The organism is Occultella gossypii (assembly GCF_019947135.1).
Lineage (GTDB): Bacteria > Actinomycetota > Actinomycetes > Actinomycetales > Beutenbergiaceae > Occultella > Occultella gossypii.
The window spans coordinates 132,716-143,614 of the sequence record NZ_JAGSHT010000003.1 but is presented as its reverse complement, the minus strand read 5'-3'; the positions used below and the strand labels follow the sequence as shown (position 1 = coordinate 143,614).

Annotated in this window: 11 protein-coding genes; 7 read left to right on the top strand and 4 right to left on the bottom strand. The window is 72.3% G+C overall.

Features of this window, described 5'->3' with window-relative positions:
- Window positions 1–102: 102 nt before the first annotated feature.
- Window positions 103–825: a hypothetical protein gene (locus KCQ71_RS03905; RefSeq protein ID WP_223403024.1), complete on the top strand. Its 723-nt coding sequence runs from the start codon at window positions 103–105 to the stop codon at window positions 823–825.
- Window positions 826–851: 26 nt separating this feature from the next.
- On the opposite strand, the gene KCQ71_RS03900 is transcribed toward KCQ71_RS03905, so the two are convergent.
- Window positions 852–1,535 carry a hypothetical protein gene (locus tag KCQ71_RS03900; protein WP_223403023.1) on the bottom strand — a complete coding sequence of 228 codons (684 nt, stop codon included), beginning with the start codon at window positions 1,533–1,535 and terminating at the stop codon, window positions 852–854.
- Between the two features lie 148 nt (window positions 1,536–1,683).
- Here KCQ71_RS03900 and KCQ71_RS03895 point away from each other — a divergent pair, with 148 nt between their 5' ends.
- The 6 genes from KCQ71_RS03895 (at window position 1,684) to KCQ71_RS03870 (ending at window position 7,372) form a co-directional block, all read left to right on the top strand.
- Entirely contained in the window at window positions 1,684–2,199 is a 516-nt protein-coding gene (locus KCQ71_RS03895; protein ID WP_223403022.1) for a DUF6069 family protein, read from the top strand.
- 52 nt (window positions 2,200–2,251) lie between these two features.
- Window positions 2,252–3,493 carry a PucR family transcriptional regulator gene (locus KCQ71_RS03890; protein ID WP_372453915.1) on the top strand — a complete coding sequence of 414 codons (1,242 nt, stop codon included), beginning with the start codon at window positions 2,252–2,254 and terminating at the stop codon, window positions 3,491–3,493.
- A 78-nt stretch (window positions 3,494–3,571) separates the two neighbouring features.
- The gene (locus tag KCQ71_RS03885; protein WP_223403021.1) at window positions 3,572–4,513 is read left to right on the top strand and encodes an ACP S-malonyltransferase; all 942 of its coding nucleotides are present in this window, start codon (window positions 3,572–3,574) and stop codon (window positions 4,511–4,513) included.
- A 103-nt stretch (window positions 4,514–4,616) separates the two neighbouring features.
- Window positions 4,617–5,672: a beta-ketoacyl-ACP synthase III gene (locus KCQ71_RS03880; protein WP_223403020.1), complete on the top strand. Its 1,056-nt coding sequence runs from the start codon at window positions 4,617–4,619 to the stop codon at window positions 5,670–5,672.
- A 117-nt stretch (window positions 5,673–5,789) separates the two neighbouring features.
- Window positions 5,790–6,038: an acyl carrier protein gene (locus KCQ71_RS03875; protein WP_133109258.1), complete on the top strand. Its 249-nt coding sequence runs from the start codon at window positions 5,790–5,792 to the stop codon at window positions 6,036–6,038.
- An 89-nt stretch (window positions 6,039–6,127) separates the two neighbouring features.
- Window positions 6,128–7,372 carry a beta-ketoacyl-[acyl-carrier-protein] synthase family protein gene (locus KCQ71_RS03870; RefSeq protein ID WP_223403019.1) on the top strand — a complete coding sequence of 415 codons (1,245 nt, stop codon included), beginning with the start codon at window positions 6,128–6,130 and terminating at the stop codon, window positions 7,370–7,372.
- A 185-nt stretch (window positions 7,373–7,557) separates the two neighbouring features.
- On the opposite strand, the gene KCQ71_RS03865 is transcribed toward KCQ71_RS03870, so the two are convergent.
- From KCQ71_RS03865 to KCQ71_RS03855, 3 genes are all read right to left on the bottom strand, one after another.
- Window positions 7,558–8,058 carry a DUF3145 domain-containing protein gene (locus KCQ71_RS03865; RefSeq protein ID WP_223403017.1) on the bottom strand — a complete coding sequence of 167 codons (501 nt, stop codon included), beginning with the start codon at window positions 8,056–8,058 and terminating at the stop codon, window positions 7,558–7,560.
- Window positions 8,059–8,178: 120 nt separating this feature from the next.
- Window positions 8,179–8,664, bottom strand: a complete 486-nt coding sequence (gene def / locus KCQ71_RS03860) for a peptide deformylase (protein ID WP_223403015.1) — start codon at window positions 8,662–8,664, stop codon at window positions 8,179–8,181.
- 67 nt (window positions 8,665–8,731) lie between these two features.
- A complete protein-coding gene (locus tag KCQ71_RS03855) occupies window positions 8,732–10,873 on the bottom strand; it encodes a hypothetical protein (RefSeq protein WP_223403013.1) in 2,142 nt (713 codons plus the stop codon).
- Window positions 10,874–10,899 lie beyond the last annotated feature (26 nt).

Genomic DNA, 10,899 nt, shown 5'->3' with positions numbered 1-10,899 from the left:
GCCGCACGACGGCGGGGGTCGGCGTTCGTCGTCATCGGCACGCTGGTCGGTGGTGCTTCGCCGGACGAGGGGCGTCCGGGCCCGATGCGGCAGGATGGCCGCATGGACCTCCTCGACTCCGAACGCCGGGTGGTCGACGCGGCCGTGGCCCTGGCCGGGCGGCTCGGCGCCGACCCGAACCACACCGTGGCGGCCGCCGTGATGGACACCCGGGGGCGGATCCACACCGGTGTGAACGTCTACCATTTCACCGGTGGCCCGTGCGCCGAACTGGTCGCGCTCGGGGTCGCGGCCGCGGCCGACGCCGGCCCGCTGCTGACCATAGCCGCCGCGGGCGACGGCGGTCGGGGCGTGATCGAGCCGTGCGGCCGCTGCCGGCAGGTGCTCGTCGAGCTCCACCCGGACATCCTGGTGGCCGTGCCCGGCGCGAACGGGCCGCAGCTACGCACGCTCAACACGTTGCTGCCCGAGACCTACAACCACCGGGACGCCCGCCCCGCCCGCTTGGTGCGCTTCAACAAGCGGTACTACGACGACGTGGTGACCGGCCGCAAGACCGTCACCGTCAGACACGACGACCCGATCGCCGTCGGGCCCGCGCTCCTCGTCTTCGAGGACGACCCACCGCGGACGCTGCCGGGCGAGGTGCACTCGGTGGCCTCCTACCGGCTCGACCTGCTCCGGCCGGAGCAGGCCGGGGTCGACTCCCCCGAGGCGCTTGTGCGCCTGCGGGACGGGCTCCGCGGGCACTACCCCGACCTGACGCCGACCGCCACGGTCGAGGTGGTCCGGTTCGGTGTGCGGGCCGGCGGCGCGGTCGGCTGACCTCGAAGGCAGCCGACGGCGACCGGTCAGGAGGTCTTCGCGCTCGCCTCCGCGGCGGCGACGAAGGGCTCGAGCTCGGCGACCACGCCCGCCGTGCCCGGCCGGTCGGCCCCGTACTCGGCGAGGGCACTCAGGTGCCGGCGGGCCTCGGTCGGCCGGCCGGCGTCCAGAGCCGCCCGGATCACCTGGCGGCCCGCCTCGGCGTCCTGATCGGCCGGGGACCAGTGGCCCACCCCGAGGCCGAGCGCGTCCGTGGGCATGTGCGCGTCCCGGAGCATGCTGATCCCGGACGCGAGCGCCTTCCCGCTCGGGTCACGCTCGCAGGCGGCTCCGAGGCGGCGCATGGCCCCCTCCTTGTCATCGAGCAGAGATAGCCGGGCGAGCTCGACGAGCGGGTACCAGGCGCGCGGCCGGCCGGCCAGCTCCTCGGCGAGCGCCCAGTGCGCGGTGTCCGCCGAGGAGGCCTCGATCGGCCCGGTGTCCGCGCTGAGCGGGTCCGGCTGCTCCACCTCGCTGGCCCGACGCCGGACGAGCTCGGCCAGTTCGTTGAACGCGACGACGTCGTTGGGGTCCGCGGCCAGCTGCTCACGCAGTCGGTCCTCCTGGCCGGCGTCCGCGGGCAGCGGGGCGTGGCTGGGACGCCGCGCCCCCGGCGTCGGAGCCGGAGCCGGTCGGGCGAAGAGCTCCCTGAGTCGCGTGAGGAATGACATACCGCGAGGATATCGCCCGGACGCTCCACCGACCCGGCGAGCGGAAGGGCGGCACCGACTCTCACCCGGGCCGAATGATCCGGCCGGGCGCCGAAGCCGCAAGTATGACGGCGGACCACAGCGCAGTACCGATCGGGAGGAACCTGCCATGACCCAGCAGAATGCAACCCCGCCGAGCCACCCACCCATCGATGCGGGCAGACTCTGGGCCGGAGGAGCCGCCACTGCGCTGGTGGCCGCACTCATCGCGGTCGCCGGGATCGTGATCTGCCGCGGGGTCCTCAGCATCTCGATCCTCGCGCCGGAGGGTAACGGTGCCTGGGGTGACGCGAGCACGTTCTGGTATGCCGGCGCGGCGGCCCTCGCGGCGCTGGTCGCCACCGCGCTCATGCATGTGCTGATCCTGACCACCCCGCAGCCGCAGCGCTTCTTCGGCTGGGTCATCGGCCTGGCCACCGTGATCGCGGTCGTGATGCCCTTCGTACCCGACGCCGGGCTCGACACGAAAATCGCGACGGCGGCCATCAACGCCGTCATCGGCATCGCGATCGGGACCCTCGTGGCCTCCGTGGCGCGCAGCGCCGTCGCCGCGGCGCTCCGCCGCCCGGGCGGGATGCCCCCGAGCGGCGGGCCACCGACCCGCGGCATGCCTCCGGCCCGCTGATCCGGGACAGTCGTTTGTGGGCTTTCCACAATCCGGGCCGTATCCTCACCTCATGAACAGCGCGGCATCGGAGCGGGACAGGACTGCTCGCGAACCTGCGGATGCGCGAGCGAAGAGCGACGCCGCCGACGCCGAGCGACCGGCCACCCAGGAGATGGTCCGCCGGCTGCGGCACGGCACCGACCTGCTCACCGCCGCCGCCATGCGCCGCCTGGACGACGAGTTGCCCTGGTACCGGGCCCTGCCGGCCGAGGACCGCTCCTGGATCGGCCTCGTGGCCCAGTCCGGGATCGCGAACTTCATCGCCTGGTACGAGAACCCCGAGCACGGCTCGTACAACGCCGCCGAGATCTTCCGGGCCGCGCCCCCGGAGCTGACCCGGTCGATCTCCCTGCAGCACACGCTCCAGCTGGTGCGGATCGTCGTGGAGATCGTCGAGGAACACACCGAACAGCTGGCGGCGCCCGGCCAGCACTCCAAGCTACGCGAGTCGGTGCTGCTGTACTCGCGCGAGGTGGCGTTCTCGGCCGCGGAGGTCTACGCCCGCGCGGCCGAGACCCGCGGCGCGTGGGACGCCCGCCTGGAGGCCCTGGTGGTCGACTCGCTGCTGCGCGGTGACGGCGACGACTCGCTGCACTCGCGCGTGGCCGCGCTGGGTTGGGCGGGCCGCGGGAACACGCTGGTGATGGTCGGCACCACCGAGGGCGAACTCGACGACGTCGGCACCGCGGAACTGCGCCGGGCGGCGCGGCGCACCGCCCAGGACGCGCTCGTGGGCATCCAGGGCAACCGGCTGATCGTGGTCCTCGGAGGCACCGGGAACCTGCGCCAGCAGGCCGAGGAGCTGCTGGCCCGGTTCGGGCCGGGGCCGGTGGTGATCGGCCCCCAGGTACGCGAGCTGGCCGACGCGGGCCGCTCCGCCCGGGCGGCCCTGTCCGCGCTGCAGGCGGTGCCGGCCTGGCCGTCCGCGCCGCGCCCGGTGCTGGCCGACGAACTGCTCCCCGAGCGGATGCTGCTCGGGGACCCAGACGCGCACCGGACCCTGCTCGCGGACGTCTACGGTCCGCTGCTCGGGGTCGGCGGGCCACTTCTGGAGACCCTCTCGGTGTACCTGAACGAGGGCCGCTCGCTCGAGGCCACGGCACGGCTGCTGTACGTGCACCCGAACACCGTCCGGTACCGGCTCAAGCGGATCGCGACCATCACCGGCTGGGATCCGGCGCAGGCCCGGGAGGGCTTCGTCCTCCAGATCGCGATCGCCATCGGACGCCTCGCCGAAACCGTGCCATTGTAGGAATCGCACAATCCCCCCGACGGAGCTTCGTGCGATCCGTCGCCCGCACCGGCAGGACCGCACAGGAAGAGTGGAACGGTGATCGCAGTCCTCAGCCCTGGTCAGGGCGCCCAGTCCCCCGGCATGCTCGCCCCATGGCTCGAGCTCGACGGTGTCGCCGGCTCGTTGTCCGACGAACTCGACGGCTACGCCGAGGCGATCGGGCTGGACCTGCGGACGCTGGGCACGACGGCCGACGCGGACACCATCAAGGACACCGCCGTCGCCCAACCGCTGATCGTGGCGACCTCGCTGCTCGCGCTCAGTGCGCTGCAGGCCCGCACCGGTGACGTCACCGGCTGGGCGAGTGCCGCCGCCGGACACTCCGTCGGTGAGTTCGCCGCCGTGGCCGCCGCCGGGGTCCTGCCGGCGACCGACGCCCTGCGCCTGGTGGCCGTGCGCGGCGCAGCCATGGCGCAGGCCGCCGCCGCCGAAGCCACCGGGATGTCCGCCGTCGTCGGTGGCGACCCGGACGAGGTGCTGGCCGCCCTCGCCGCTCATGACCTGGTCGCCGCGAACGTCAACGGCGGCGGGCAGATCGTCGCCGCCGGTGCGCTGCCCGGGCTCGCTGCCCTCGCCGACGATCCCCCGGCGAAGGCCCGCGTGATCGCCTTGGCCGTAGCCGGTGCCTTCCACACCAAGTACATGGCACCGGCCGTCGAGGCCGTCGCCGCGGCCGCGGCTGCGCTCACCCCGGCCGACCCCCGACTGACCCTGCTCTCGAACGCCGACGGCGCCGCCGTCGCCTCGGGCGCCGACGCCCTGACCGCGCTGGTCCGGCAGATCTCCTCGCCGGTGCGTTGGGACCTCTGCCAGAGCACCCTCCTCGAATCCGGTATGCAGGCCGTGATCGAACTCGCTCCCGGCGGGGTCCTGACCGGACTCGCGCGCCGGACCATGCGCGGTGTCGAGACCCTCGCACTGAAGTCGCCCGCCGACCTCGACGCGGCCGCGGACCTGATCGCCCGCCACCGCGGATGACCGGCCGACCCACCACCTGCCGGCCGCGACCCACTCGCGACGCGGCCGCCCGCCCGGACCGGACCACACCCGCCCGGACCACCCGACCCACCCAGGAGCCACGATGACCAAGCCGACCCTTGCGCAGCACACGCCCGTCCTCGGCTCCCGCATCCTCGCCGTCGGGGGGTCGCGTGGCAGCGAACTGGTCCCGAACGACGACATCGTCGGCCCGATCAACTCCTCGGACGAGTGGATCCAGCAGCGCACCGGCATCAAGACCAGGGCCCGCGCCGCGAAGGGCGTGACGGTCAAGGACCTCGCCGTCGACGCCGCGCAGGACGCGCTGGCCAAGGCGGGCCTGACCGGGGCCGACCTGGACGCGGTCCTGGTCTCCACGGTGACCCACTTCGAGCAGACGCCCTCGCTGGCCACCATCGTCACCGACGCCATCGGCGCCACCCCGGCGCCGGCGTACGACGTCTCCGCCGCCTGCGCCGGCTACTGCTACGGGATCGCCCAGGCGGACGCGCTCGTGCGCGCCGGGACTGCCGAGAACGTGCTCGTGATCGGCGTCGAGAAGATGAGCGACTTCATCGACCCGACCGACCGCACGATCTCGTTCCTCCTCGGTGACGGCGCGGGTGCCGCGATCGTCGGCCGCTCGGACACGCCCGGGATCGGGCCGACCGTGTGGGGCAGCGACGGCTCGCAGTCCTCGGTGATCTACCAGACCCACTCGTGGCTGGACTACCGCCGTGAGGAGCTCGGCGAGCCGGTCCCGGAGACCGCCGAGACAGCCGAGGAGGTCTCCCAGATGACCACCCCCACGCTGCGCCAGCTCGGGCCGACCGTGTTCAAGTGGGTGATCTCCTCGATGCCGAACATCGCCCGACGCGCCGTCGACGCCGCCGGGCTGCAGCTCGAGGACATCGACGTGTTCATCCCGCACCAGGCCAACATGCGGATCACCGACCAACTCCTGAAGCTGATCAAGTTCCGCGAGGACATCGTGGTCGGTCGCGACATCGCCGACACCGGCAACACCTCCGCGGCGTCGATCCCGCTGGCCACCGAACGCCTGCTCCGCGAGGGCCAGGCCAAGAGCGGTGACATCGCCCTGCAGATCGGCTTCGGCGCGGGGCTCGCCTACGCCGCGCAGGTCGTGGTCCTACCCTGAACCTGCTCGGGCCGCCCGAACCTCCTCCGGCCGCCCAGCGCGCCGCGGTGGCACCGTCACCACGGCGTCGGGGACACTGTTCCCACCCCGTATGAAACCCCTGAGAATGGAGCAAGCATGGCGCACAGCGAAGAGGACATCCTGGCCGGTCTGGCCGAGATCGTGAACGATGAGACGGGCCTGCCCGCGGACGCCGTCCAGAAGGACAAGTCGTTCACCGATGACCTCGACATCGACTCGCTGTCGATGATGACCATCGTCACCCTGGCCGAGGAGAAGTTCGAGGTCCGGATCCCGGACGAAGAGGTGAAGAACCTCAACACCGTCGGTGACGCCGTGAGCTTCATCGCCCAGGCCCAGGCCTGAGCCTCGTCCCGACCCCGGTTGCCGCCGGGCGTGCGTGATCCGCACGCCCGGCGCGGCCACCCCCTGGTCCATAGTCTTGGAGTACGCAGATGAGCGATCAACCGAACGTAGTTGTGACCGGCCTCGGAACGACCTCACCGCTCGGTGGTGACGTCCCCACGACCTGGGCCGCCGCCCTCGCCGGCAAGTCCGGCGTGCGTACCCTCGAACAGGACTGGGTCAGCCAGTACGAGCTGCCCGTCACATTCGCCGGCCAGCTGGCCGTCCCTGCCGAGGACGTCCTGTCCCGGCCCGAGACCCGCCGGATGGACCCCAGCGCACAGTTCGCGATGATCGCGGCTCGCGAGGCCTGGGCGGACGCCGGGTCCCCCGAACTTCCGGGTGAGCGCATCGGCGCCGTGATCGCCTCCGGCATCGGCGGGGTCATCACCCTCGTCAACGCCTGGGACACCATCAGGGACCAGGGCGTGCGGCGGGTGCTCCCGCTGACCGTCCCGATGCTGATGCCGAACTCCCCCGCCGCCTATGTCTCGATCGAGGTCGGAGCCAAGGCGGGCGCCCACACCCCCGTCTCCGCGTGCGCCTCGGGTGCCGAGGCGATCGGCTACGGCCTGGAGATGATCCGCACCGGCCGCGCGGACGTGGTGGTCGCCGGCGGCACCGAGGCCGCCATCCACCCACTGCCGATCGCGTCGTTCGCGAAGATGCAGGCCCTGTCCACCCGCAACGACGACCCGGCCGGTGCCTCCCGCCCCTACGACGTGAACCGGGACGGGTTCGTGCTCGGCGAGGGCGCCGGCGTCCTCGTGCTCGAGCGTGAGGACCACGCCATCGCCCGCGGCGCCCGGATCTACGCCCGCGTGGCCGGCCTCGGGATCACGTCGGACGCCTACGCCGTCGCGCCCCCCGACCCCACCGGCGCCGGGCAGGAGCGCGCCTTCCGGCTCGCCCTGGAGAACGCCGGCGTGCATGCCTCGGACGTGGTGCACGTCAACGCCCACGCGACGTCCACCCCCGCCGGTGACGGCGTGGAGGCCGCAGCGATGCGCCGCGCACTCGGCGACGACGCGGATCACGTGGCGATCTCGGCGACGAAGTCCATGACCGGGCACCTGCTCGGTGGCGCCGGCGCGCTGGAGTCGATCTTCACGATCATGGCGATCGTGGACCGGCAGGCGCCGCCCACGATCAACGTCTCCGACCCCGAGCCGGACCTGCCCATCGACCTGGTCCGGGACGTGCCCCGTCCGCTGCGTGACGGCGACATCGCGGCCGTCAACAACGGCTTCGGCTTCGGCGGTCACAACGCCACGCTGGTGTTCACGAGCTCCTGACGGGGCGCCCGCTCCCCACACCGGACGCCGACGTAGTCACGTGGCCGTCGAGGTAGTCAGCAATTCCCCCTTGGCGACGACTACCTCGATGTGGAGGTCACTACCTCGCCTCCGGAGGCGCGGCGCGAGGTGCGCAGGTGTGGGCCGCTCATCACTGGTCCGGGAGGGTGCGGGCCTCGCCCGGCTCAGCCGACGCGGTGCAGCCAGCGCACCGGGACCCCGGCACCGGCGTAGCGGAACGGTTCGAGCTCGTCGTCCCAGGCCTGCCCGAGCGCCAGGTCCAGCTCGTGCTTCATCCGGGCGGGCTCCTCGGCGTGCGTCATGGCGGCCCGGATGCGGTCCTCGGGCACCACGACGTTGCCGTGTACGTCCACCTGGGCGTGGAAGATGCCCAGATCCGGCGTGTGGCTCCACCGGCCGCCGTCGGTGCCCAGGCAGGGCTCCTCGGTGACCTCGTAGCGCAGATGCGTCCAGCCACGCAGGGCGGACGCCAGGCGGGCACCGGTGCCCGCGGGTCCGGTCCAGGACAGTTCGGCACGGAACAGGTCGGGCGCCGCCGGCTGCGGGGTCCAGTCGAAGGACGCGCGGGCGTCCAGGACGGAGCCCGCTGCCCACTCCACGTGCGGGCACAGAGCCCGGGGTGCGGAGTGCACGAAAATGACGCCGCGGGTGCTGACACCAGTCATTGCCATCCCCTTCCTGTTCTGTTCGAGATACGTCTTCCCCAACGATCTCGGTCAGTCACATTCAAGGAATGCACACGGCTTCCATACCCATGATGCCCTAAAGAAGGGCGTTTGTGCACCTCACATCAATTCCCGGACCTTCCGCATCGCACTCTTGCGGACGTCCCGGTCCAGCCGGTCGAGGTACAGTTTGCCGTCCAGGTGGTCGATCTCGTGCTGCAGGCAGCGGGCTTTGATGCCCTCCCCCTCGACGGTCACCGGGGCGCCGTCGAGGTCGATCCCCTCGACCTTCGCGTACGCGGCGCGCCTCGCGGGGAACCACAGGCCCGGGACCGAGAGACAGCCCTCGTCACCGTCCTGGGTCTCCTCGGAGACCTCCACCAGGCGCGGGTTCAGCACGTAGCCGACCTCGCCGTCGAGGTTCCAGGAGAATGCCCGCAGGCTGACGCCGATCTGGTTCGCAGCCAGCCCGGCGCGACCTTCGGCGTCCACCGTCTCCACCAGGTCCGCGACCAGGGCTCGGACCCGGTCGTCGATGGTGGTGATCTCCTCACACACGGTCCGCAGCACGGGGTCGCCGATCACGCGGATGTCACGGAATGCCATGCCTCGATCCTTCCACGCGCAAGGGGCGCCGGGTGTTCCCCAGCGCCCCTTGCGACTGCGGTGTGTGTTACTGCTCGGCCAGAACCCAGCGGTAGTCCTGGGAGCTACCGGTGAAGTCCAGCCAGTCCGACCACGTCACGGCCGCGACGTCGGTCGGCACGTCCAGAACGGCCCAGCCGGTGTACGTCTGTCCCGGCTGCATCTCCGACGGCGTCTGCTGGCTCGAGTCGAGGCAGAAGAGGCCGGAGAAGGCGTTGGCCTCCAGGTCCGAGCCGGAAGCGGTCTGCGCTCCGAGTTCGAAGCCGATGAACGAGTAGTAGCCGTCCTCGGTGTCGGCCAGCGCCGGCAGCGTGGTGAACTCGAACTCCAGACCGAGGTACTGCCCGGCCTCGGGCTCGGCGCACAGGACCGAGTTCCCGCCCGGCTGCCAGCCGGTCTGCGCCTGGAGCAGCCGCACCTCCACGACCGGGACGCCGTCCTCCGCCACGATGGCGGGGTCGGAGCCGGTGAGGTTCACGTAGTCGCCGGTCGGCGGGGCCACCGTGGTGGTGTCCGTCGGCTCGTCCGTGGGCTCGTCCGTCGCCTCGTCGGTCGGTTCGTCCGTGGGCGGCGCGGTGGTGGCGGTCGGCGTCGGCGTGGCACCGCTGTCGCCGTCACCGCCGGTGATCGCGCGGATTGCGAAGAACGCGACCAGTGCGATGACCACAACGGCCACGATGATCCCGATGATCAGCGGGGTCTTGTTGCTCCCACCGCCGCCGGGGGCCCCGGGTCCGGCCGGGCCGCCGTAGCCTCCGGCCGCGCCGTACGGCGAGTTGCTGCCCTGGTCAAGGCCGGTCGTGGGCGCGTAGTTGTACATGCTGTTCGACGGCGGTTGGCCGCCGGTCTGGCCGCCGTACCCGGGGGCGCCGGAGGCCTGGCCGTACTGGCCGGCGGCCTGGTTGTACCCCTGCGGAGCCGAACCCTGGCCGTACTGACCGGCCGACGGGTCATAACCCTGCGGAGCCGAACCCTGGCCATACTGACCGGCCGACGGGTCATAACCCTGCGAAGCCGAACCCTGGCCATACTGACCGGCCGACGGGTCATAACCCTGCGGAGCCGAACCCTGGCCATACTGACCGGCCGACGGGTCATAACCCTGCGAAGCCGAACCCTGACCGTACTGGCCCGCCGACTGGTCGTACCCGGGGGCGGATGCCTGGCCGTACTGTCCCGGCTGCTGGCCACCACCCGGGCCGTACTGATCCTGCGACTGGCCGAACTCCTGCGTGGGTGACTGGCCGAATGGCTGCGTCTGAGGGTCGCCGTAGGACGGCTGCGGCGGCCCGAACTGGGACGCGGCCGCACCACCGACGGCGCCCGCGGCTGCGGCGCCACCGTAGGAGGGGTCCTGCTGCTCGCCCTGGCCGGCGCTCGCACCGCCGTAGGTCGGCGCGCCGCTGGCGCCACCGTAGGACGGCGCACTCGCGCCACCGTAGGTCGGCGCACCGCTCGCGGCGCCGAACCCGTCACCGGGCTGCCCCGGCTGCTCGGGCTGTGCGGGACTCGCTGCGTGCGCGCCCGGAGTGAACAAGGTGGTCGGCTCGTCGCTGGCAGGCAGCGGGCCGGCCGCGCCTGGGGCACCGGCCTCGCCGAAGCGCGGTGAGGCATCTCCGCCGAACCGTGGCGCCTCGTCCGAACCCGAACCATCCGCAGCCGAGCCGTCAGCGCCGGACGACGCGGCGTCGGCCGACCCCATGGCGTCCGAGGACCCCATCGAGTCCGAGGACCCCATCGAGTCCGAGCCAGTCCCGCTCGTCGAGTCCGAGCCGGACATCGCGTCACCGGTGGGCATCGCCGAACGCACGACGGTCGCGTCGGAGTCCGGCACATCGCCCATGGTGTCCGAGCCGGTGCCGGCGTCCGCCGCCATGGCGTCGGAGCCGATCGAATCGGAGCTCATCGAGTCCGAGCCACTCATCGTGTCCGAGTCACTCATCGAGTCCGACCCGGAGACCGAGTCCGACCCCGGCGTAGCGGCGGCTTCGCTCGCGCCTGCGGCATCCGTCGCAGCGGCGGCGGGCGGGGCACCGGTGGCCTCGTCCAACCAGAACTGCCAACCCTCGGGCGCCGGCCCCCAGGACGCGTCCGGCTGCCACCCCGGCGGAGGGGTCCAGCCCTCCGGCGGCGTCGGCCAGCCAGGAGGCGAGTTGTAGCGATATGCCATGCCGTTCCCCTCAGAGTCCGAGCACG

Excerpts from the sequence above, each read along its gene's own strand:
- KCQ71_RS03865 (WP_223403017.1), bottom strand. The coding sequence starts at position 8,058 with ATGACTGGTGTCAGCACCCGCGGCGTCATTTTCGTGCACTCCGCACCC.
- KCQ71_RS03870 (WP_223403019.1), top strand. The coding sequence starts at position 6,128 with ATGAGCGATCAACCGAACGTAGTTGTGACCGGCCTCGGAACGACCTCA.
- KCQ71_RS03855 (WP_223403013.1), bottom strand. The coding sequence starts at position 10,873 with ATGGCATATCGCTACAACTCGCCTCCTGGCTGGCCGACGCCGCCGGAG.
- KCQ71_RS03890 (WP_372453915.1), top strand. The coding sequence starts at position 2,252 with ATGAACAGCGCGGCATCGGAGCGGGACAGGACTGCTCGCGAACCTGCG.
- KCQ71_RS03880 (WP_223403020.1), top strand. The coding sequence starts at position 4,617 with ATGACCAAGCCGACCCTTGCGCAGCACACGCCCGTCCTCGGCTCCCGC.
- KCQ71_RS03875 (WP_133109258.1), top strand. The coding sequence starts at position 5,790 with ATGGCGCACAGCGAAGAGGACATCCTGGCCGGTCTGGCCGAGATCGTG.
- KCQ71_RS03900 (WP_223403023.1), bottom strand. The coding sequence starts at position 1,535 with ATGTCATTCCTCACGCGACTCAGGGAGCTCTTCGCCCGACCGGCTCCG.
- def (WP_223403015.1), bottom strand. The coding sequence starts at position 8,664 with ATGGCATTCCGTGACATCCGCGTGATCGGCGACCCCGTGCTGCGGACC.
- KCQ71_RS03895 (WP_223403022.1), top strand. The coding sequence starts at position 1,684 with ATGACCCAGCAGAATGCAACCCCGCCGAGCCACCCACCCATCGATGCG.
- KCQ71_RS03905 (WP_223403024.1), top strand. The coding sequence starts at position 103 with ATGGACCTCCTCGACTCCGAACGCCGGGTGGTCGACGCGGCCGTGGCC.